Genomic DNA, 23,410 nt, shown 5'->3' with positions numbered 1-23,410 from the left:
TGTATTCCCGGAAATCTTGACGGGTGGGATGTTGTGAAGGGAAGAGTTCAACCCGTGTCAGCCCTCCCCTTGCTGGCCGTTTTGACACTGGCCGCCACAGGAACAGAAATGAACCCGACAGGTGTGTTGCAAAACCATGAAACGGAAGAAAAACTTGGGTACCGGAATCCCCTCATGTTTCCGCGGCATTCTTTTCTGGATCCAACCTTCACCATCAGCGTTCCGAAAAATTATACAGCCTATGGGATTGCCGATCTGATTGCTCATTGCCTGGAAGCTTTCTTTGCAAAAGGATCCGCACCGCTGAGCGACCGTGTGGCGGTTTCTGTCATTCTTGAAGCCATGGAAGCAGGCCCCCTTCTGCTGGAAAATCTCTCCGACTATGAACTCAGGGCCCGCATCATGTGGGCATCTACACTGGCTTTGAACGGATACACAGGTTTCGGTAGAACATTTAATGGCGACTGGGGCGTTCATGCTGCAGGGCACGTCCTCTCCCTTTTATTTGACGTACCGCACGGCGCTTCACTTACCATTGTATATCCTGCCTGGCTGAAATACCATTCCGGAAGAGCTAAAGAGAGAATTGAAAGACTTGGAACTCTTCTTTTTAATAATCCCTCAGTAAATAACACAATTTCAAACCTGGAACAATTTTTTATCAAAATAGGATGCCCTGTAAAACTCTCTGAGGCCGGAATTCATGCTTCAGCTATACCCCGTATAAAAGATGTAATGGTGAAAAATTCCGTTTCCGGAACATCCTGGTTATTAACTGCGGAAGATTATCCTGAACTGCTCAGACTGATGGAATAACCAAAAAAAGAGGCTGTCACACTTTGGGAATGACAGCCTCTACCCTTAACCTACTAACCAAACTAACCAAACTACACCTACTACTAACTGCTTATGATGTCTTTTCAAAAACCGGCGCAAAAATATATTTTATAACATATCCCAATATTAAATAAATGTTAAATTTTGTCATTTATTATTAATTAACTGATTATCAGAATATTAATTCCTTATTTTTCAATAAATAACCTGAATAAGGAAATCCCTCGCGATCATTCTTCTTTCAGGCGGGGAAAAATTGAGATAATTGAATATTTTTGGAACCACTCATTTTAAAAAGGAGAATGTTTATGACTTCACGAATTTTACTGGTGGCAGCTCTATTGTTTACCGTATTCAATGAGCGTAGCACTGCCTGCACCAATTTTCTGATCACCAAAGGAGCGACAAGGGACAATACCAACATGATTTCGTATTCTGCTGACTCGCATGTGCTTTACGGAGAGCTTTATTACTGGCCGGCAGCAGACTATCCCGAAAATGCATGGTTAGAAGTCTATGAGTGGGATACAGGAAAACATCTCGGAAGAATTCCTCAGGTTCGGCATACGTACAAGGTAGTTGGCAACATGAATGAGCATCAGGTGGCGATAGGTGAAACCACATTTGGAGGCAGACCTGAAATTGGACAGGATACGTCGGCCATTATGGATTACGGAAGCCTGATTTACATTGCATTGCAACGGGCAAAAACGGCCCGCGAAGCCATTCAGGTGATGACCAGCCTTGCCAACCAATATGGATATTACAGCAGCGGAGAATCTTTTTCCATTGCCGATAAGAATGAAGTATGGATTATGGAAATGATAGGAAAAGGCATGAAGATGGTTCCTGAAGGAAAGGGGAAAAACAAGCGCATGGTCAATGCTTATAAAGGGGCCGTGTGGGTAGCTCTTCGCATACCGGATGGCTACATTTCAGGACATGCGAATCATGCGCGCATCACAACCTTTCCCTTAAATGATCCGGAAAATTGCCTTTATGCACCTGATGTAATTTCCTATGCAAGGGAAAGAGGTTTTTATGATGGTTCGGACGAAAATTTCAGCTTTTCGGATGTTTATGCACCGGTTGATTTTGAAGGAGCGCGTTTCTGCGAAGCGAGGGTATGGAGCGGATTTAATAAAGTGAAGGCAGGTATGGATGAATACCTCGACTACATTACAGGGAAGAATCTGGCACATCGCATGCCTTTATGGATTAAGCCCGATCAGAAGCTTTCCCTGAGTGATGTTTTTGCCCTCATGCGGGATTATTACCAGAACACTCCTCTGGATATGACCAAAGATCCCGGTGCCGGACCCTATCAGAGCATTGTGCGCTGGAGGCCTCTGACGTGGACAGTTGACGGAGTTACTTATTTCAACGAACGGGCCATTTCAACCCAGCAGACAGGCTTTTCTTTTATTGCCCAGTGCCGCGGTAATCTGCCCGATCCGATCGGCGGTATTCTCTGGTTTGGGGTAGATGACACCTATAGTACCGTTTACAGCCCTATGTATTGCGGTATCTCAAAAGTTCCCGAAGCATTTGCCGAAGGCAACGGATCGATGATGGAATTTAATGAAAATGCCGCATTCTGGGTTTTTAACCAGGTTTCAAATTTTGCCTATACACGCTATTGCGATATGATTCCGGAAATCCAGAAAGTACAGCAGGAACTTGAAAACACGTATATTCAAAGAACACCTTATATTGACGAAGTTGCTCTGAAAATGTACCAGGACGATCCGGAAGCTGCCATTGCTTTCCTCACCGACTATTCAGTTAATGCAGGAAACCATACGGTAGCGGTATGGAAAAAACTCTATGCTTACCTGTTTACCAAATACATGGATGGAAACATCAAAACACCGGTACCCGGCCAGAAGAACCCTCAGGTTAAGCAACCAGGATACAGCCAGGATTTTTACCGGATCATCATCCGTGAAACAGGTGATAAATTCAGAGTTCCCGGAAATCCTACCCATTAAACCCTGGCGTGCTGAGTTTATTCCGGAGCAAGTAAACGATTCAGCCCGATTCAGCCATTCAGTGAATGTTTGCCTTCTGAAAGGGTTGGATGACGAAAACGGTTAAAAAAAGAGATGTTGTTAATAAGTTCGTCATTAATTGAAAAAATATTTGTAATATTGCGACCGTTTTTGACGAAACCTAATACCATAATAGTATGAATCTTATACAACCGGTCGAAAAAGCGTTGCTTAAGGAAAGAAACTTCCCTGAATTCAAAAGCGGTGATACCATTACCGTTCATTATAAGATTATTGAAGGGAACAAGGAACGTGTTCAGCAGTTCAGAGGCGTAGTAATTCAGAAAAAGGGAAGCGGACTGAGTGCTACCTTTACCGTGCGGAAAATTTCGGGCAACGTAGGAGTTGAGAGAATATTCCCTATGCAGTCTCCCTTCATTCAGAAGATCGAACTTAACAAAACAGGGCAGGTGCGGCGTGCCCGGATTTATTATCTCAGGGGCCTTACCGGTAAAAAAGCACGTATTGAAGAGAAGAGAAACGTTACTGAAGCAGGAGAAGAATAAAATACAGACCTGAAATAAAAAGAGGCTGTCTAAAAAGTTATTCAGGCGGCCTCTTTAATTTTCAAACAATATATAAGGTGCCTTTTGCAGGCACCTTTTTTATTTTATCGTTTTTGATTTTTTCAGATATTCTTCCGCCAGTTTCAATCCGTCTTTGTTGCCCATGTCGATCCATATACCCTCGTTGTGAAAATACACGGCTACTTTATATTTTTCGGCCAGGCGGAGATAATATGGTATCAGAGGGAAAACTTTCTCTTCTCCCATCAGGGAAAAGACGGAAGGTCCGGCAACGTGAATACCGCTGTACGCAACAGGAATCAGGTCGGAACCTGCGTCCGGCACCATGATAACTTCACCGGTAACATTGTTTCTCCATCCTTTCAGTAATCCGTTCCGGTCAATCAGCAATGAACGGCTTGTTTTTCTGTTCCTTACTGCCAGTGTCACATCGTTCTGATTTTGGCAATGCCAGTTATACAGGTCTTTCAAACTGATATCCGACAGAATATCTGTATTATGCACCAGAAAAGGATTTTCGTCGCTGAGCAGCTGACGGGCATGAAAGAGTGCACCACCCGTGTCAAGAATCTGGTGGGATTCATCTGAAATCGCTATACGTGCATCCGGAAGACTGATACCTGATAAATAGTCTTTCATCATGGAGGAGAAATGATGCACATTCACCACAATGTCAGTAAAACCTGATGAAACCAGTTCATCGATAATCCAGGCAATCATTGGCTTCCCGGCCAGGGGAACCAGTGCCTTAGGCATGGAATCGGTAAGTGGTTTCAGCCGCGTTCCATATCCTGCAGCAAGTATCATCGCTTTCATAGGCACCTATTGAAGGGATGTGTGAATACACCGTACACCAATCTGGGGCCACGATTTTTCAAGCTCCGAAGCCAGTTTTTCAGCGCAATAGACAGAACGATGTCTTCCGCCTGTACAGCCAAAACACACCATCATTTCCGTTAGTCCTCGTTGCAAATAGCTGTTAATATGCATACTGACCATAGACCTGGCGTGGGCAATGAAATCGTTCACCTCCCTGAACCGACCAAGGTATTCCGCTACTTCCTGGTCCTTACCCGTCAATGACTTGTAGGTTTCAAGTCTTCCCGGATTCGGCAAGCCACGGCAATCGAATACAAATCCTCCTCCGTGAAGAGTTTCATCGAACGGGATACCGCTTCGGTACGAAAAACTATACACTCTGACTGTCAGTTTATCGCTTCCCTTCCCTATTGCCCGAAGGTTTTCATTTTCGGTAAGAGCCTGAAGGGCTGATTTCAATGCCGGTATTCTCAGATGTTCCGGCAATGCAGGAAGAATAAGGCGGATATGGTTCAGTGCATGAGGTATCGATTCAAGAAACAAGGGTTTCTGTTCGTGCAACCCTCTGAAACCATAGGCACCCATGGCCTGAAGCTGGCGGATCAAAGCGTAGGGGTAGTAAAATTTCAGGAAGTCGGATCTCACGGAACGGGTTTCTCTGGTAAAAACCTCCACATAATGATCAAGCAGTTTCCGCCGCAAATCATCGGGTAAATGCGTCTTGGCTTCAAAAAGCAGGGAGGAAGGATCGTATTGTGCCGCTCCCAGACGGGCACTCTGGTAATCAATATAATAGTGACCTTCGGGTGTCAGCATGATATTCCGTGACTGGAAATCGCGGTACAGGAAGTAACCTGTATCGGCCTGCATAAGATAGTCGGCAAAAATTTGAAAGTCGTTTTCCAGATCCTGTTCATCGAAGGGTATACGGGCAAATTTCAGAAAGTAGTATTTAAAATAGTTCAGATCCCATAGCATTGACCTGTTGTCAAACCTTGCCCGGGGATAACATTGCGAAAGATCCATTCCCTCCCGGCCTTTAACCTGAAACAGAACAAGGTCTTCCAGGGCTTTCCGGTAAACAGTTTCTACGGCATTAAGGTCGCCTTTATCCATCAGCTGCTGGTATTCGCTGAGCAATGTCACATCACCCAGGTCCTGCTCAAGCCAGCAGAGTTCGTCATCACTTACGTAATAGATATCCGGTACATTCAGTCCTTTGTTCTTCAACAGCCTGCTGAAGTAAACAAATGCTCTGTTTTCCTTAACATCTGCATTCCAGGCACCAATCCAGGTATGGCCACCTGTGCCCAGGCGGAAATATTGTCTGTATGAGCCTGATGCCGGCAAAGGGATAATGAAATCGGCTTTAGCTCCATGCCATTCAGCGAATAGTTCACCGACTCTTTCAACGGGTGTTTTAAGAATACTCATGTAAATTTGTCAATAGTGTTCCACAGCAAACGGTGACAAAAATACCAGATTTATCCTTATATTTCGTATTCAAATTTTCGGTGCTATGAAGCTTGAAATATTCGGACACAATCAGCTCAATTTTGTTGAACTGAATACCAGCGGAACCAATGATACCTATGAAAAATGCCATCCCACCTCACGATATCTGCACACCAACGTTTTCAATCTGTTCTCTTCGTGCTTTGAGAAAAGCAACAATCTTTACGAATATTTCGGGGCCACACGATATAACGCCAGGCAGATTGTCGTATTAAGGAACGCCCTGATTTCAAACCTGGAGCAATGGAAAAAATGTTCCAGCCGTGAGGATTTTGTTGAGCTTATATCGGGCATTTTCCTCGGAAAAGATTTTGCTATGGAAATCAGAAGGATGGACTCAACCTGGGATCTAAACTGGGAAACTTACCTGATAAAACTTTTGCGCATCAACCAGGAACTGATCGACATCGTTACCGACTGTATGGATAATTCAAAAATTCTCTGGGTAATCGGCTACTGATTTTTCAGGTTGTTGATTTCTTCCTTTAACGAGCGAATTTCTTCCATTAGCTGTTCAATCATCTTTTGCTGTTCTTTCATGGCTTCAACCAGTACGGCCGTCACCGGAGCATACTGGACGGAATAGATTCCGCCCTGGCTATGAACGACTTCGGGAATCACTTCGGCCATTTCCTGGGCAATAAATCCGATATGAGGTTGAGCATCCGATGCTTCGTCTTTCCATTGAAAAGACACACCGCGAAGTCTCTTCACCTTATCGAGTGCCCCGGTAATGGTTTGGATATCTCTTTTAAGACGGTAGTCGCTGAGGGAATTCCAGCTGTCTTTTCCACCCGCAGTTCCGTTAACATAAAAGGTATATTTCGATGGATTCTCTGCAGCGGTCCCATTGATAACTACCATGGTGTCGGAGCTGAACTGACCGTAAATCAGCGGACGGGAAGCATTGTTAGCTATATACAGTCTGCCTGAGGCGCTTTCATTCATTCCGGCTTCATATCCTATAAAAACATTGCCCTTACCATCCTGAACATTGTACCCGGCTTTTTCTCCAAGGATTACATTCCTGTCGCCACCGGAAAGATTGTATCCGGCTTCCCTGCCGAGAACGATATTTTCCTTTCCCGTGGTGTTGTAATATCCTGCCAGGTTGCCGATGAACAGATTGTCGGCGCCATTGGTATTGGAAAAGCCTGCCTGATGGCCCAGAAAGATGTTATTACTGCCTCCGGTAATTCCGCTGTTATTGTATCCGGCCTGGTACCCAATAAAGAGGTTGTCTTCGCCCAGACTATTGTTATATCCTGTTTCTGCACCGATGAAGACGTTCCTGTTTCCCTGGTTGATCAATCCGGAAGATGCTCCGAGAAAGATATTGTACATTCCTGAATCAGCGGCATAACCGGCAGAGGAACCTATGACAATATTCTCCGAACCCCGGCTCCAGGAGAAAGCGCTCTGGTAACCGAGGAACACATTTCTTGCTCCACGAAGGCTATTGTAGCCAGCCTGGTCTCCGATAATGATATTGGATGAGGCATTTGCCATGGAGAATCCGGCCTGATTGCCCAGCATAACATTTCCGGTACCTGACGTCATATTACGGGCAGCCTGATATCCTAATACAGCATTCCGGCTGCTGGTTCCGGAGTTATACCCCGCGTCACTTCCAACCAGAACATTTTCAGAACCCGTATTAAGGTTTCCGCTCCCGGCACCAAGAAAAACATTATTGTTTCCGGCCGAATTGGAATATCCCGCTGTTTCGCCCAAATAGAGATTGCGGCTGCCGGTCAGGTTCGAAAATCCGCTTTTCGAACCTATAAAAACGTTGGTTATTCCGGTAGTATTTGATCGTCCTGACTGATGGCCAACAAACAGATTATAATTTCCTTTAGTATTGGCATATCCGGCTTCATACCCCAGAAACAGATTATAGGACCCCTCTTCACCGACAGTTCCTACCATCCCATTGCTGTATCCTGCCCTGTACCCGGCGAAGAGGTTATGAATCTGTGAGGTATTACTCCTTCCTGCCTCATTCCCGATAAAAATGTTAAAATTACCGGCAGTATTCTCGAATCCTGACTGGTATCCGATAAGAATATTATTGTTTCCATCTTTAAGCTTTCTACCTGCCTGGTATCCAAGTAGAGTATTATAACTTCCTGCGGCTAATCCGTTGCCTGATTCAAACCCGAAAAATGCATTGCTCACACCGGTAGCAGAGCGGTTACCACTGCGCACGCCGATAAACTGATTGGAAGGTGTTATCAGCATCTGGGAAGCTTCCACTCCCGATTTCCGGCTGATGAGAGAAAATCCTCCTGCACCTGTTGAAGGAGGATCGGCAAAATAAATACGAATGCTGTCGTTGGTAACTTTCAGTATATCATGAATCCCTGCGGTGGAATGATAACCCCGTACGACGAATCCACCGCGATTACCGGTAAGGTTATCATCTTTAACAAGGAATTTGACACCTTCTTCATAAACAGAGAAAACAGCCCTTCCTGAGCGGTCTTTCACTTCGAAAAGAGCTGTATCGATATTCGATACAGGATCGCCCATAACTACCATTTTCCCGTTGGGAGCGTTGGTACCGACTCCGACTTTTTTTCCTGTCCAGATAACATTAAGAGCGGAATCCCATAGAGACGCTCCTGCTGGTCCGGGAGGGCCGGGATCACCTTTATCTCCCTTAGGTCCGGCTGGACCCTGAATACCTTGAGGGCCTTGCGGTCCAACAGGTCCCTGCGGACCCGGATCTCCCTGCGGGCCCATAGGTCCCGGAGGGCCCTGAGGAGCTTCAAATTCAATGAAACTTGTATCGGCATAGGGATGAACAGTAGAAGTATATGAAGTTTCTCCTTTAAATATCCACATACTGTTCACATCCGGCTGTGAAGAGGATTTATCATCAAAAACATAATCGCCTTTATTCACAACTATTCCTGAAAACCAGTTTCCTCTGTTATTGAGGCCAATTCCAGCCGGGCCCTGTGGACCCTGTGGACCAACAGGCCCCTGAGGCCCAGGGTCACCCTTATCACCCTTCGGACCCTGCGGCCCAATTGGTCCCTGAGGTCCCTGAGGACCCTGCGTACCATGAAAGGCATACAATGCATAAGGTACAGCCAGAAGACTGTTTGTCCCAGCCCATTTATAACCACTGTTATTGGCATCTACCTCAACCGAAAGATACGTCTTATTATTCCCCCAGTCAATGTTTTCAAACCGGTCGGAACTTACCCCCTTTCCGACTTCCAGCACAAACAAACCAAAGGGATTGGTGGTTGTTTCATGGGTTTCGGTATACAAAACCGTTCCGGTAACCGGATCTCCTGCCAGAATTTTGAAACGAACTTTGATCGAGGTATTTTTCAATGGTAAACCGGCCGCATCCCGGGCAACAGCCTGGTAACTCAAACCCGGAATATCCTGCGCCATAGCAGATTTAACAATGAACAGAACCGAAGACAGTAATAGCAGGCAAAGCAGGAAACCCTGCTTCAGGTGCTGGTTGATGGTAGTTTTCATCATAATAAAATTAATTTTCAATGGTATGATGGAACCCACATGTTCGGCATTTTATTACCGCTGTGTTTGTGTTTGTAAAACATGTGGGTTTCATAGAACCGGTAGTTTGTTCAGCTAATTATAACGAATATATTAAAGTTTTTTCGGATCGTATTTATATGATGCCCATAAAACAAAAAATCCGGTATGCAACGTTATTGCGTGCCGGATTTGCGGGAGAGTATGTTTTGAAAGAATAACCAATAGTATTTATTTCAATGCTTTCGGAACCTGATACGTTTTGATGCTTTCTCCGGCAACAGTTGTCACTTTAAGGAAATATACCCCCGGATGAATCTGCGACAGATCCATTTCATATTCCGGTGTTCCGGCTTCCATTCTGGCTGAAATCAACTTGCGGCCAAGGGCATCATAAAGATCCAGGTTCAGATCGGTGTTTTCATTTCCTTTCACCTGCACGGTAAGGGAATTATAAGCCGGCACGGGATAAACTTTTATCCGGAACTGATCGGAAGCAACCGGAGGGACGTAGGTACCTGTACTGTAGGAAGGTTGCTGAAAACCCTGGGTAAGGATTACATCCGTACCAATGGTTTCTGTAGCCATTTCGCCAAGTGTCCAGCTCACAGAAAAGTTCTGGGAGCTGAAAAAATCACCGGCAGAAGCAATGACAAACGGTGTTATTTGCTGTGCAGACAAACTACCTGCAAGAAACAACAAAAGAACAGGAATGACATTGTGTTTCTTCATGGAATCGTTTGTATTAGGGTTTCATTTTACCTTACTAAATATACGAAATTTTATCAAATTTTGTTCCAAATATTTATAAACATCACATTTCAAAATATAGTTACCAATTACTGCTTTAGTTTATCTGCCTCGCTTCGGGCTTTTTCCACAATAGCGTCAGCTTTCTGGTCAGCTTCCTTGATAATTTTCTGGGCCTTTTCTTCTCCTTCTTTTCGAATTTTTTCAGCGGTTTTTTTCGCCAGAGGCATGGCCAGGGGTTTTCCTTCGGCTTCTTTCAGTGTTTTTTCAGCCAGTTCATTGGCTTTCTGACGTTCAAGATCTGCAGCCTTGCGTGCCGCATCCCGTATTTGCTGTGCTTCAGCTTCCGCTTTGGCAACCAGTTCATCAGCTTTCTTGCTGACTTCAGCTTTTACAGCTTCTTTTTTCTCTTCCACCGCCTGGTTTACTTTTTCCTTCACCTGTTCTTTCACTGCAGAAACGACATTCTCTCCACTACCGGCCAGATCAGGCTGAACTTTGGGGTCAGCAAACGTACCTCCTACCTTAACTTTAACATTGATTGTTTCGGATGGTTTAATTGCAATACCCTTTGCAGCAGCAGCCGACGTGAGTGAATTCATAACCGAAGATCCGATTTCTGTCCGGGGCAGAGTTAACGCCATGGTATAGTTCAATGTCTGGTCCAGTCCCTGATCTCCTGCAATGGTCAGGGAAGTATTTCCCATTTTTGTAGTAAAAGGTTTTACGTAAACGCGTCCGTCTTTAATATCGAAACCAATGTTGACATCTTTTAAGGCAATCTGCCGGAATTTGTCGTTTTTCAAAGCATCGGCCAGTTTTTCAAAAACCCTGGAATTGCCGATTTCAACCGATCTGGAACTGAGAGTACCTGAACCTGATACAGTAGGTAAAACAGGACTCATATGCTGATCGAGCTGGCTCCAGAGAGATATGCCGGCCGAGACTTTCCCTTTCGCATTCTTTGCCACAGGAGCAAAGCGTGCAACCATCGAAAAGGCATCAAAAGAAGAAGGAATATCTATATCATTGATTTTCAAGTTGAAGTCAATAAATGGTTTTGCAAGATTGCTTGTATTGTATTCGCCGTTCATCTGCATACTGCCCTGCAGGAGGTTCATGGACAGATTGGTAAGTTTGGCCGCCCCGTTTTTCAGTTCAATTAATCCCTTGATATCAGAAATTTCCAGTTTATCATACAATACCTTTTTGAGGTTTGAATTGAGAGCAAAATCAATATTTTTCGGAACTTCAAACAATGTCATTTGCGTGGTATCGGTCACGGTATCAGCAGGGGCCGATCCGGTCATAAACTCGTTGGCATCAAGGAGGCCGGAAGTTAGAACAAAATTGCCTTTGATGGTCTTATTACTGAAAACATAGGGCAGAAAATCGGTTATTTTTCCCGAGAGCTGCATATCGCTTCTTCCGATGAGCAGATTGAATGATTTCAGGTCGAGGTAGCGGGGAGAAAAGAGCAATTCCGCATTTTTAACGGTGAGGCCCTGCGGCAGATCAGGACTTTTATACGTCAGTCTGTTCACCGCCACATTACCATCGGCTTTGAACTGCTCATATTGTTCTTTTTCCAGCATGGACATTGTTCCGCCAAAGGAAACATCCGAAGTAATGATACCGGCAAGGGTAGTCGAATCAAGGGGAATAACAGACTGAATCTTTCCAAGGTCAATTACCCCTTTAAAGAGTCCGTCCACCATCGGATCAGAAATCGGCCGGGCGACGTGTAAGCTGATATCAAGCGGATTTCCGGCAAGTTCAAGGTGGAATTTCTTAACCTCCACCGTTGTCAGATCCATATTTTCGCCATGAAAATCAACATGGGTATTGATCTGGATATTTTCAACAGAAGCAGGCAGATCGGGGTAGCGAAACCGGCCGTTGGTCACTTCAAGGTTCAGCATGGCCGAGGGCAGGATGGTATCGTAGTAAACCCCTTTAAGCTGGCCGTCGAGCTGAAACTGGCCGGAGGTCTGCACCGAGGCAAAATCGCGGGTATAAACAGCAGGCACAAGGGAAAGAATGGATCTGAAATCGGTCTTTTTTGTCGCGAACTTCACATCAGTGAGGATTGAATCGCCGGCAAGACCTACTGTTCCTTCCCAGCCCAACGTGAGTTCGTTCAGCGAAAATGCATTGTCTTTAAGGGTAAACAGCGATTTCACCATATCGGCATCGACGTCAAAATGCGCAGATAGCCTGGCCTTGCTGAGGTAAGGAATTTTATCCATTATAAAAGTAACGGCATCGGCTGATGTTTTGATGACAATGGAAGTGAAATCACTGGCCAGGTTCCCTTTCATGAGAAAGTCAAATCCTTTTACAACAGCCTGCATGTTCCCCTGCCTGTCGTCATAACTGATAAAACCATCATTTATCTGGAGCTTTCTCAGCCGGGCGGAAAAATGAACTGGTTCAGAAGGTGTTGTATCAACTGGTACCGCAGTGGTGGTATCCTTCATAATATCCCAGTTTGCTTTTCCGTCTTCCAGCACAATAGCATGAATATAAGGTTTATCGAGAATGACGGATTTAATGTCAATATCTTTCATGCGGATCGCACTGATCAGATTGACTTTAACGCCAAACGACCGAAAGGCAATCAGCGTATCTCCCTCAAACTGGTCAATACCTGTCACTGTGAGATTCCGAAGTTCCACAAAAAGATCCGGAAATCCCTTTATTAATGACAGGCGAAGATCAAAATCCACCCGGGCTTTCAACGTTTTGTTAATTTCTTCCCTGGCTTTATTCATTATTGGCTTATGAAATGCCAGAGGAATAACAATCATCAGAACCAGCAATGCGAAAATGACAATGGCAAAAATTTTCAGAACTTTTTTCATGGCTTTCATTTTGATTCAGCACAAATTTAGACAATTTGAAACAACAATTTCTGAATTTTGTTGGAAACCTCTTCCATAGATAGCTTCCTTGATTATCCGCTCAAAAAAGCAGAATTACCCGGTTTTGAAATGTGCCTGAATAAGGGCAATATGCTGGTGAAATGTATATATTTAAGTAAAATAAATACTTATTAATAAATGAATTCCAGCCGAAATCATTCAGGGAAGTGTATTCTCCTGATCCTTATTTTAATTCCTCTCCTGGCGTCATGCGAAGGGCCTCCGGGAACAGATGCCAATGCTACCTGTACGCAATGTCACAACAGCGGTTCTCTCATTGTTTCAATCACCGAACAATGGAGAGCATCAGTTCATGCCAGTGGAGAGAATACTGACCGGAACGGAACCACATGCGCGATGTGTCATACCAGCGAAGGTTTCAGGGAATGCATTTCAGGCAGCAAAACTGTCACCAATGCCCCTATTTCCAATCCTTCCTCCATTGGTTGCCGTACCTGCCATAGAATTCATGAATCGTATGATACCTCTGACTGGGAACTTCGTGCAAAGAATCCCGTTCAGTTAATGATATCCGGAGAAACTCTCAACCAGGGCAAAGGGAATATCTGCGCCAATTGTCATCAGCCAAGGATTCCGGATCCCTTGCCTGTTCTCAATGGCAATTCCGTAACAATCCGATCTGCTTACTGGGGGCCCCATCACAGCACCCAGGCTTCCATTATTAAGGGATCGGGCGGAATAGCATTGAGCGGCAGTGAGGTTTACAGCAACTCTTCCCATTCTGAACTGACCAACGGCTGTGTTACCTGCCATATGGCTTCTGCAACAGGTAACAAATCGGGCGGCCATACCATGAAAATTTCCTATGAATCGCATGGAGCCACAACCTACAATTTTGCAGGATGCAAAGGATGCCACAACAATACAACAGAGCTCACCAGTCTGGTGGAGGCAGTCAGAATCGAAACCGACTCCCTGCTGGCACAGCTTGCGGAAAAGCTCAGGGAACATAATATCCTCAATGCCAGTAATCAGATCAATGTCTCTTCCGGTTCTCCATTGGAGCTTACTTCTGACCAGGCCGGTGCTTTGCTCAATTATCTGCTTGTGAAAGAAGACCGCAGCGGCGGTGTTCACAATTACAGGTATACCAGAGCCCTTCTGAAAAACAGCATCGGAAAATTATAAATCCGGCCATCCGAGAAGCAATTTGGAGTGAAATTCAGGCAGAAAAAACATTACCCTTCCACTGAACTGAATCTTTGCTATTTTTGAAAATAAGATAATTTCAACATGATGTTTCATTCCATTTTCTCTCAAAAACCGGATGAGGAAGGGAAAAGGTTGCACGAATACCGGAAAAGTTTTCTTTTTGCGCTGGCTCTGCTCCTTCTGGGTCTGCTGATGGAATGCATTTCCGGAGGGAAAGGCATCCGTATGCCAGGAATGCCTTTAAATATTTATACCGGCTTCTCATTTATCTTTCTTCTGGTCTTTGTTCATTTATATTATCGCCAGCACCCTTTTGTTAAATGGCTTTCCGGCGTACCGGCCGCAGTAAGTTCCATAAGTCTATTTGCTCTGCTGGTGCTTTTGCTGGGGTTTATGCCACAGGAAGGTGCCCATAGTAAGTGGCTTTCATTCACCGGACTGAACCATATTAAAACCAGCTGGCCATTTTTTCTCTCGCAGCTATATATTCTTTCTTCCCTTGGACTTGTCATTCTGAGAAGGTCTCATCGGATAACTCTGCGTAACGCAGGGTTTCTTCTCAACCACGCAGGATTATGGCTTGTCATAATTGCAGGAGGCCTGGGTTCATCGGATCTGATGCGTTTACAGATAGAACTATATGAAGGAAGTTCATTTACAAACCTTGCCCATGACCAGGCAAATCAGTACAGGCTTTCTTTTTCCCTGAAGCTGAACGATTTTGTTCTGGAAGAATATCCCCCAAGGATAGTCTTTGCCGATGCCAGGACTTTTCAGATTATTTCGGATAGAAATAAAACCTTCATACATGCAGAACCGGGGATACAGTTTCCATTTAATGAATTTATTGTTCAAGTAGATACGGTTCTGATGCATGCCCTGCCTGAAAAGGGGAGAATGACGGCGGTTGCGTCGAAAGAGGGAGTTCCGGCCTGTCATATTACAGTTTTCCGCTCTGCTGCTGTTGAAGCCCAAGGATGGATTGCCTGCGGAAGCAGGTCGATGCATCCTGCCATATTGCCCCTGAATGATGAACTGATGGTGGCACTGCTGGATCCTGAACCACGAAAGTTCCGGTCATCGCTTGAGATTGCCACTGAACAGGATACCATTCCTGCCCTTCTGGAAGTGAACAAGCCCATAAAAATCAAGGGATGGAAATTGTACCAGATGGGATATAACCAGGCGGAAGGCCGGGATTCGCAATTATCGATCATTGAGGCCGTAAACGATCCCTGGCTGCCCATAGTGTATACCGGAATTTTTATGTTGCTTGCCGGAGCTGTATATCTCTTCTGGCTGGGACGATGGAAAAAAAATCAATAAAAGATTGACCGGTTATGGATTGGATAAATTTTCCCGCAATTGTGCTGATTACATCCATATCATGGATAGCAGGACTTTTCGGTGTACTGGTATTCGGCAAAAAAGCGATTTTACGACATACAGGAACAGCGCTTTTATTGGCAGGAACACTGCTTCTGGGTGTTTTCATTACGGCACTATGGATTCATCTTGGACGACCACCGCTGAAAACCATGGGTGAAACCAGGCTCTGGTACTCATTTTTTCTTGCCCTGGTTGCAATTGCCGGCTTTTTACGTTGGAACTATTTAATTCTTCCAGCCACAGGGATTCCCATGGCATTGCTTTTTCTGTTAATCAACTATGCCCATCCGGAGAATTATGAAAAAACCCTGATGCCGGCCCTTCAGAGTATCTGGTTTGCACCGCACGTTATTGTGTATATGTTGTCGTATGCCTTGCTGGGGGTTTCTTCTGTAACAGCCTGGATCGGATTATACAGGCTTAGTTCGTTCCGGTTTGAAAGAAATACCCTGAATTATGCCGACAATCTTGTTTATCTTGGTTTTTCCCTGCTTACCCTGGGGCTTCTTTTTGGTGCACTCTGGGCCAAGGAAGCCTGGGGACATTACTGGACCTGGGACCCAAAGGAAACATGGGCACTGCTCACCTGGTTAACTTATCTGATTTATATTCACTTCCGCTACCATCAACCTGAAAAAATCAGAATGCCTCTCTGGATTCTGGGTTTATCCTATGTCATTCTGCTGATATGTTACATGGGGTTGAAGTATTTGCCATCGGCAGCTGCCAGTGTTCATGTTTATTCGAACTGATATTCGCGAGTAACCTGGTATATCATTTTCCTTTTGGACCGTCTATGCTGTCAGCCCCGGTGAATGAGGTATTAGAGGACATTCGTCCGGGCAAAACCTATATTCCGGGAATAATCAACCGAAGAAGCAAGTAAACCAGAGCTGAAAAAACGAGAGTAGAAGGAATTGTCAACACCCAGGCCCAGACAATCTTTTTGGCCAGCTTCCAGCGTACTGCTCCGAAACTGCGGGTGATTCCCACACCGATAATTGCGCCGGTAATTGTATGGGTAGTACTGACCGGTATACCAAGAAGAGCAGTAAAGATAAGCGTACTGGCTCCGGCTGATTCAGCTACAAAACCGTGTACAGGTTTAAGATCAGTGAGCCCCACCCCGATGGTACGGATGACTTTCCATCCACCGGTGAGTGTACCCAGTGCAATGGCACTATATCCGGCAAAAATCACCCAGGTAGGAACATAAAACTCCGGACCTATGAGACCTGTACTAAAAAGCAATACCGAGATAATACCCATGGTTTTCTGGGCATCATTACTGCCGTGACCCAGGCTGAAAATTGCTGATGAAAAAAGCTGAAGGACCCGAAAAATGTTCTCGACTTTCAGCGGAGCTGTTTTCCTCACAATCAGCAGGGTAAGAATCATGAAAAAATAGGCGATGAAGAATCCAATCAGCGGAGAGAGCACAATAAACAGGGAGACTTTTATGATACCCGACATAACCAGTACCGAAGGACCATGCTTGACCAGAGCCGGACCAATCAGACCGCCTATAAGCGCATGCGAAACACTGATCGGCAGGCCAAGGTGGGTACAGGCATAAACCCAGACGATGGATGCGATGAGCGAGGCCAGAATGAGGTACTCATTTACAGCATGAGGTTCCACTATTCCTTTTCCGACGGTGGTTGCCACATGCACCCCAAAGAAAAAAGCCGCAGAAAAATTCCACATGGCAGCCCATAAAACGGCCGTTAAAGGGCTGAGCACTTTGGTAGAAACAATTGTTGCAATTGAGTTGGCGGCATCATTCATTCCGTTAAAAAAATCGAAAAGCAACGCCAGAACTATGGCAATTACAACAATGGTCATCATGGGATATGCACTACAGGGTTTTAACAAGAATGGACTTCAGGAGGTCTGACACGTCTTCAGCGGCATCAGTAGCTTTTTCCAGTGCGGATATAATTTCCTTCTGCTTAATCAGCTCCACTGCATCCTTTTCTTCGCGAAAAAGCCTGGAAATAAAAGCATCGAACACCTCGTCGGCCATATTTTCCATCTCGTTAATCTTAACGCAGGCCTGCATAATTTCCTTCTGATCGCGCAAATTATTCAGCTCTTTCATGGCGTTCTGGATTTCAATGGCGCCCTGCAAAATCAGATCGGCAAAGGCGATGAAGGAATCCACCGGCAGTCTGGGTTGATAACGCTGAATTTTCTGGGAAGCGGAATGTATCTGATCAAGTACATTATCGATGCTGTTGGCCAGTTTATGAATATCATCCCTGTCGAAGGGAGTTATAAAGGTCTTGTTCAGTTCTTCATATATCTGATGCGTAATCTGATCTCCTTTTTTCTCGCAGGTACGGATCTGGTTGACAAATTCTTCCCGGCCATTTTCAGCAGCTGTTACCAGCTTTTTGAACCATTGAGCCGTGTCAACAAGATTATCGGCTGCATTGATAAAGTAAGGAAAGAACTTCCGGTCTTTAGGAACAAAGAGGGCAAAAATATCAGATACTTTCATACAAAAGGAAATTGTTTGCAAAAGTACTCAGTCAATTCAATCCAATGTTAATTTTTCGTTAAATTTAATCTTATTTATAGATTTACCTAACCTATTCTTTATTATAATCATTATAATGCTGTAACAGTTTTTTTAAATATAAATTTGATTATCAAAGAATTATTCATTAATGTGATATCCTATAGATATCGAAGAGTCTTTAAGAAATCATTAACCTTTTATTGTGAATCAGAACATTAATTAGTATCTCCTGCAAAATGCATTTTCTGATGCAGAATGAACCTCAGCAATTTTTTAGCAAAAAAAAGCAGTAATGCTCCGGAAAGCGAACATAAGATTCAGATGCAGGTGTATCATACGGGGGTTTCCAAATTTAGTTTTTGGCATCCCCGGCAGATTTTTTTATCAACTCATTGGTACCAGGTTATAGACGCTTAACAATAAAGATGCTTAAAAACCAAAAAGAAACCGCATACACGGATAAAAAATAAAGGATGAATTGTCAAGTCGGTGAATTTTTTTATTTTTGCAGTCCGATTAGGGATTAGGGGTATAGAAATAAATGGATGAGGGGGACCCGTAGCTTAATTGGATAGAGCATCTGACTACGGATCAGAAGGTTGGGGGTTCGAGTCCCTCCGGGTTCACAAAAAACAGCATCGGGTTGATCCTGTTGCTGTTTTTTATTTTCCAGACCAAACACGATTAATGGCTGCGGTAAACGGTAACGGTACTGAAATTTCTTTCTGAAAGCCAGTTTAGAGCTGCATCAAGGTTTTTGGCAAATCCCAGCAGGAATCCTCCCCCACCGGCACCGCACAATTTCAGGTAGAAAAGCTTCCGGTTGATACCCGATTCCCAGACATCTCCGAAACCCTTAGGTATCATTGGGTGAAAATGAAGAAGCTGGTAGGAAGAAAGGATTTTCAGATGCCGGGTAAAATTCTTCACATTTCCTTCAATGAGCGATTGTATGCAGAGGTTGGTCAGGGGAATATACTCCCTGGAAATCATTTTACCAAAGGCGTTATCCTGTTTGCATTGCATCAGAAAATTTTCCACCAGATTCTGAGTTTTCCTGGCCAGGCCTGTATTCAGCAAAAAGATTCCGGCTTTCCCGTAATCCCTGTTTCTTGGCACCGATGTAATGCGGATTATATTACCAGGAAGGATCAGCAAAGGAAGTTTAAGATAGGAACTTAGCGGGTCAAAACCCGAGCTGGTACCATGAAAAAAACTCTCCAGCAGGGAAAAAGTCTTTCGGAGATTTTTAATTGCTTCGTCTGAGAGATTTCTTGTGAACGGTATGCGATGAAAGGCATAACGGGCGTAAACAGCAGCAGTCAGAGCCCCTGAACTGCCAAGTCCATATCCCTGCGGTATGGTGGATTCAAAAAATAATCCGCTGGCAAGATCCTTCTCAAATGCTTTCAGGTCGAGAACAGAATGGCAGGCAACGTTTTCCTTCAGGTTATTAAAATATTCTTTTAATTGTTGATTGGAACTGACAGCAAAATCATAATCGGTGTATTTCTCCTGCCCCAGGAAGCTGAGTTCGCCTTTGAAATGACCAAACGGCACCGAGAGGGCCATTGAGCCGCAGATAACACTGTACTCGCCAAAGAGCAAGAGTTTTGCATAGAATATTTCCTGTGGAAGTCTCATACCTCTTCCGGCAATTTTACGGGCCCCATACCGATTTCGTCGTCAATCCATTGACGGTTTTCACACAAAGGTTCAAGCTCAGAAGCAATGAACTGCATTACTTCCTTTCTGTTTCTCAGCGGATAAAGCAGATGGACATTGGGCCCGGCATCAATGGTAAATGCAACAGGAAGGGAAGTTTGCACCCTGAATTCCTTAATTTTTTTCAAAACGGAAATGGTTTCAGGTTGAAAGAGAAAAAAACCGGGTTCAGAACTCATCATCAGCGCATGCAAGGTGAGTGCCTCATTTTCGACAATCTCTGAGAACATATGTTCTTCCCCCTTGCTGAGGGCATTCAGCAATAGTTCCATACGTGCGCCGGCCTGCCTTATCCTTCCCTCACCGAAATAATGGGTATGCATCAGTGCATGACCTGATGAACTGGAAATTTCTTTTGTGGCTGAACTGACGACCAGGATCGCATCGCCATATTCCATGAAAACCGGATGGATGTTGCTTAATGGCACGGCATATTCATCCGAGCTATTTTCCACCAGGGAAGTTTTGCCCCAAAGGCTGTATCCGCCATACACTGAACGGGCTGCGCTGCCTGAGCCCAGCCTGGCAAGAAAAGAAGCCGTTTGCAGGAAATCATGGTTCTCCGGAAGGTCGCCTGTTTCGGAAAGGATCGAAGTTATGCAAAGCGCCAAAGCACTCATTGATGATGCTGAAGATGCAATGCCTGCTGAATGAGGGAAAGAATTGAAGGTATGAATGGAAAAAGCAAAGTGGCGCAGTGAAGAAAAAATATTTTCCAATGTATGAATAAAATCAATCGTTTTGGAAGCAAAAGACTCCGGGGCAGGCTGACCGTTGAAATACAGAATAATTTCCGACCGGGTTCGGTCTGAACGAACATCATATGCAACGGTACAGTGCGTGTATGACCTGCTGAGCGTCATGCTCAATGAAGGGGTTGAAGGGATCTGCCCCGGCTTTTTTCCCCAGTATTTAATGAGTGCAATATTGGCAGGACTTCGCCACGAAACCTTTCCAGAGTGAAATTGAGGTTTCATCATATTTAATATCTTTTAATATCTAAGGTATGATGGAACCCACACGTTTGATAAAATTTTTTTAAAGGTGTTTGTATTTGCAAAACATGTGGGTTTCATCCTGTTATTTATTCGTCATTGAGTACCAGTTCATTAAACGGAAAGACAGGTCCGGCATTCTTCTTTCGCATATAGGAGTGGAGGGAAAAAAAGTCCTCTTTCCAGGTTACCATTACAAAATCGCCCCCCCATGCTCCGAGCGATTTAATCTGTCCGTCAAAATCAGGGAACCTTTCCTCCTTAACCGGAGTCTTTCCCAGAATCTTTCCGATAAGCTGTTCATGAACGAGCATGCATTCTTCAAATTCGTTGAGATCCTGGGCTGAAACAAAGCGATCTGCAAGGCCGGCAATCTGATCCAGTACTGTCTGCGGAGCGGACAAAACAGATTCCAGGTGCATCTGCAGACTGCTCCGTGTATTAGCTTTGGAACCGGTATAAACAAAAAAAATCTGTTCTGCAAAAGATGGCCTGAACGAAACCAGCCGTGCGAGGGGTTTATTGCCACTGAGCCTGTATACAATCGGCCCGGAGGCTCTGGAACAAAAGATATCATAACCTGAACCATTAAAAACAGGTGCATTCAGCCGGAAGGGATCCACACCGGCCCAGAAGGCAATGTTGGAAATGAGGGTCGAACTGCTACCCAGCCCCCAATCAGGTTCAAAATCGGCCTCTGAAACGGCATGAAAAGAAGTTTCCTGGGTAAGAAATTCAGGATTCATCTGGCGGGCCAGATATAATATCTTCAGAAGCCTTTCAGCAACTTCCTGGTCAGAGGTTTCGACAATTCGCAGCGGATTCATTTCCAACCTGCAGGTAAAGTGTAATTTTCCGTTAAAAAAAGACTCCCACAAAAGAGAATTTTTCACTGTTGCCGGACTAACAGTCAGTTTTTGTCCTTTTCTCAGAGGGACAGCCAGTGCCGGGACACCTTTCATCACCAGATATTCGCCGGTAATAAGAAATTTTCCGCGGGAGTAAAATTCTGGCATATTCAGCGCGATTTACGGAGGTTTTCGATAAAATCCCGAACAGCAGAGTATGAAATGGTGCGTTCCTGAAAATGCATTTCCGCTTTTTGTTTCTCTTCAGGAGATGCATTCAGTTTCAGAAGGATATTGTTCAGATGCATTTTCATATGGCCTTTCTGAATGCCGGTAGTAACGAGAGCCCGGATGGCAGAAAAATGACTGGCCAAACCGGTTGCGGCAGCAATTTGCATAAGTTCGCGGGCAGATGGATTTCCAAGCAGCCTGATAGAAAAAGCCGCCAATGGATGAAGGGAGGTTAGCCCTCCTGTAGTCCCTAAAGACAGTGGCAGAGAGAGGCTCACAACCAGTTGATCCTTTTCAATTCTGGCATTGGAAAGACTTTCGTATCGTCCGTTTCTTGAGGCCCAGGCATGCACCCCGGCTTCCACAGCTCTGAAATCATTGCCGGTGGCCAGCACAACTGCATCCACACCGTTCATAATTCCCTTGTTGTGAGTCACAGCCCGGTACACATCCTTTTTCGCAATATCGATAGCCAATACAAAGCGATCAGCAAAAGCGGCAGGAGAAAAGCCGGCAGAAACAGGTGCAAGAGCAGAAAAAGGAGCAGACATTTCCACCTCAACGACACAATCGGGGGTATAATTCGACAAAATTGCCATTACAATCTCAGGTTCGGGCCAATGAGGATAATGCTGTACAAAAAAATCTTTCATCACAAGTGCCATGCGTTCCAGCACGGAATTTATGAAATTGGCTCCCATGGCATCAGCTGTACCGAAAGTCACCAACAACTGACAATAATCAGGTTTAATTTCAGGATTTGTAACGATTTGAACAGACCGTATCCCTCCACCCCTTTGTTCCATTTTGCCGGTCAAATCAGAGGTTTTCTCCCGCAGAAACCTTTCCAGCAATGAATGTTTTTCATCTAGTTCATTCAGCTTACCGGGCCAAAGGAAGTGAATCTGTCCTGTTTTATTATCGGAAACAATACGTGCATGAAATCCTCCGTTTTTCGCCCAGAATCTGGCAGCATAAGCCGCAGCAGCAACAACGGAACTCTCTTCCGTCACCATAGGAACAATATATTCTTTTCCGTTGATTAAAAAATTGGGGGCTACGGCAAGAGGCAGATGATAATTGCTGATGGTATTTTCGGCTATTTCATCTATAATCTTCTGGACATCAGGGTTGCCATGCCGGAAACTCTTCAGCAGATTTTCCGTTTCAGGAAAATCAGGTATGAGGGATGCGATAATCCTCAGTTTTTCGTTTTGCGAAAGCCTTGAAAAACCTTCAAGCATTGATTTTTGTTATTATTTGTTGCGGGATGGAAGTGGACGGGGGCGGAGATACGCTTCAGCCAGGGCAAGTCCTTTCACCTGAGAGGTGATAAAATCATGCAAAGGTTCATAGCCTACCCGGGCAAATTGAAGCATGGCTGAAGCCTGACCATACACTGCAGGCAAAAGAGAATTTTTCACAAGGTAGTATCCGTCAAGGAAATTTCTTATTCCTCCTGAAATGATAAGGTGTTTTGTTCTGACACCGGAATCGGATTGCACGATCTGATTTACAAAGCTGAGCATGTCTGCGGCGGTATGTCCGATCAGGGCAAAAGGGGAAAAGAGTTCCCGGGCAGA

Annotated in this window: 19 protein-coding genes and 1 tRNA gene; 8 read left to right on the top strand and 12 right to left on the bottom strand. The window is 44.7% G+C overall.

What is annotated here, in order from left to right:
* From GX419_05335 to rplS, 3 genes are all read left to right on the top strand, one after another.
* A partial coding sequence (locus tag GX419_05335) for an iron-containing alcohol dehydrogenase (protein NLI24108.1) occupies window positions 1-816 on the top strand: 816 nt, incomplete at its 5' end.
* A gap of 323 nt (window positions 817-1,139) precedes the next feature.
* On the top strand, window positions 1,140-2,828 hold the full coding sequence (locus GX419_05330; protein ID NLI24107.1) for a dipeptidase: 1,689 nt from the start codon (window positions 1,140-1,142) through the stop codon (window positions 2,826-2,828).
* Window positions 2,829-3,025: 197 nt separating this feature from the next.
* Window positions 3,026-3,394, top strand: a complete 369-nt coding sequence (rplS, locus tag GX419_05325) for a 50S ribosomal protein L19 (protein ID NLI24106.1) — start codon at window positions 3,026-3,028, stop codon at window positions 3,392-3,394.
* A 99-nt stretch (window positions 3,395-3,493) separates the two neighbouring features.
* Here the strand turns inward: rplS and GX419_05320 are convergent, their stop codons facing one another.
* Together GX419_05320 and GX419_05315 are read right to left on the bottom strand one after the other, a co-directional pair.
* Entirely contained in the window at window positions 3,494-4,231 is a 738-nt protein-coding gene (locus GX419_05320; GenBank protein ID NLI24105.1) for a nucleotidyltransferase family protein, read from the bottom strand.
* A 6-nt stretch (window positions 4,232-4,237) separates the two neighbouring features.
* Complete coding sequence (locus GX419_05315) at window positions 4,238-5,668, bottom strand: phosphotransferase (protein NLI24104.1); 1,431 nt, start codon at window positions 5,666-5,668, stop codon at window positions 4,238-4,240.
* A gap of 85 nt (window positions 5,669-5,753) precedes the next feature.
* Between GX419_05315 and GX419_05310 the strand changes: the two genes are divergently transcribed.
* The gene (locus GX419_05310) at window positions 5,754-6,209 is read left to right on the top strand and encodes a hypothetical protein (protein NLI24103.1); all 456 of its coding nucleotides are present in this window, start codon (window positions 5,754-5,756) and stop codon (window positions 6,207-6,209) included.
* Here GX419_05310 and GX419_05305 read toward each other — a convergent pair.
* The 3 genes from GX419_05305 to GX419_05295 form a co-directional block, all read right to left on the bottom strand.
* Entirely contained in the window at window positions 6,203-9,253 is a 3,051-nt protein-coding gene (locus GX419_05305) for a hypothetical protein (GenBank protein NLI24102.1), read from the bottom strand. The genes GX419_05310 and GX419_05305 overlap by 7 nt on opposite strands.
* Before the next feature lie 246 nt (window positions 9,254-9,499).
* Entirely contained in the window at window positions 9,500-10,000 is a 501-nt protein-coding gene (locus GX419_05300; GenBank protein ID NLI24101.1) for a T9SS type A sorting domain-containing protein, read from the bottom strand.
* A gap of 107 nt (window positions 10,001-10,107) precedes the next feature.
* Entirely contained in the window at window positions 10,108-12,882 is a 2,775-nt protein-coding gene (locus tag GX419_05295) for an AsmA family protein (protein NLI24100.1), read from the bottom strand.
* Window positions 12,883-13,080: 198 nt separating this feature from the next.
* Between GX419_05295 and GX419_05290 the strand changes: the two genes are divergently transcribed.
* The 3 genes from GX419_05290 (at window position 13,081) to ccsA (ending at window position 16,256) form a co-directional block, all read left to right on the top strand.
* Entirely contained in the window at window positions 13,081-14,091 is a 1,011-nt protein-coding gene (locus GX419_05290; GenBank protein NLI24099.1) for a hypothetical protein, read from the top strand.
* A 105-nt stretch (window positions 14,092-14,196) separates the two neighbouring features.
* Window positions 14,197-15,441 (top strand): cytochrome c biogenesis protein ResB, encoded by a 1,245-nt coding sequence (locus GX419_05285; GenBank protein ID NLI24098.1) that lies wholly within the window; start codon window positions 14,197-14,199, stop codon window positions 15,439-15,441.
* A 14-nt stretch (window positions 15,442-15,455) separates the two neighbouring features.
* Complete coding sequence (ccsA, locus tag GX419_05280; protein NLI24097.1) at window positions 15,456-16,256, top strand: cytochrome c biogenesis protein CcsA; 801 nt, start codon at window positions 15,456-15,458, stop codon at window positions 16,254-16,256.
* A gap of 97 nt (window positions 16,257-16,353) precedes the next feature.
* Here ccsA and GX419_05275 read toward each other — a convergent pair whose 3' ends face one another.
* Together GX419_05275 and GX419_05270 are read right to left on the bottom strand one after the other, a co-directional pair.
* Window positions 16,354-17,352 (bottom strand): inorganic phosphate transporter, encoded by a 999-nt coding sequence (locus GX419_05275; protein ID NLI24096.1) that lies wholly within the window; start codon window positions 17,350-17,352, stop codon window positions 16,354-16,356.
* A 10-nt stretch (window positions 17,353-17,362) separates the two neighbouring features.
* Complete coding sequence (locus GX419_05270) at window positions 17,363-18,007, bottom strand: DUF47 domain-containing protein (GenBank protein ID NLI24095.1); 645 nt, start codon at window positions 18,005-18,007, stop codon at window positions 17,363-17,365.
* A gap of 573 nt (window positions 18,008-18,580) precedes the next feature.
* On the opposite strand from GX419_05270, the gene GX419_05265 reads away from it, so the two are divergent.
* A tRNA-Arg gene (locus GX419_05265) sits at window positions 18,581-18,654 on the top strand.
* A gap of 58 nt (window positions 18,655-18,712) precedes the next feature.
* On the opposite strand, the gene GX419_05260 is transcribed toward GX419_05265, so the two are convergent.
* From GX419_05260 to GX419_05240, 5 genes are all read right to left on the bottom strand, one after another.
* Window positions 18,713-19,672: a mevalonate kinase gene (locus GX419_05260; GenBank protein ID NLI24094.1), complete on the bottom strand. Its 960-nt coding sequence runs from the start codon at window positions 19,670-19,672 to the stop codon at window positions 18,713-18,715.
* Complete coding sequence (locus tag GX419_05255; GenBank protein ID NLI24093.1) at window positions 19,669-20,733, bottom strand: diphosphomevalonate decarboxylase; 1,065 nt, start codon at window positions 20,731-20,733, stop codon at window positions 19,669-19,671. Before GX419_05255 ends, GX419_05260 begins: the two co-directional genes overlap by 4 nt.
* A 104-nt stretch (window positions 20,734-20,837) precedes the next feature.
* Complete coding sequence (locus tag GX419_05250) at window positions 20,838-21,764, bottom strand: GHMP kinase (GenBank protein ID NLI24092.1); 927 nt, start codon at window positions 21,762-21,764, stop codon at window positions 20,838-20,840.
* A gap of 2 nt (window positions 21,765-21,766) precedes the next feature.
* A complete protein-coding gene (locus GX419_05245; protein NLI24091.1) occupies window positions 21,767-23,071 on the bottom strand; it encodes a hydroxymethylglutaryl-CoA reductase, degradative in 1,305 nt (434 codons plus the stop codon).
* A 12-nt stretch (window positions 23,072-23,083) separates the two neighbouring features.
* A partial coding sequence (locus tag GX419_05240) for an isopentenyl-diphosphate delta-isomerase (protein ID NLI24090.1) occupies window positions 23,084-23,410 on the bottom strand: 327 nt, incomplete at its 5' end.

Source organism: Bacteroidales bacterium, from assembly GCA_012517825.1.
Taxonomy (GTDB): Bacteria; Bacteroidota; Bacteroidia; order Bacteroidales; family JAAYUG01; genus JAAYUG01.
This window is presented reverse-complemented; position numbering and strand designations above follow the sequence as displayed.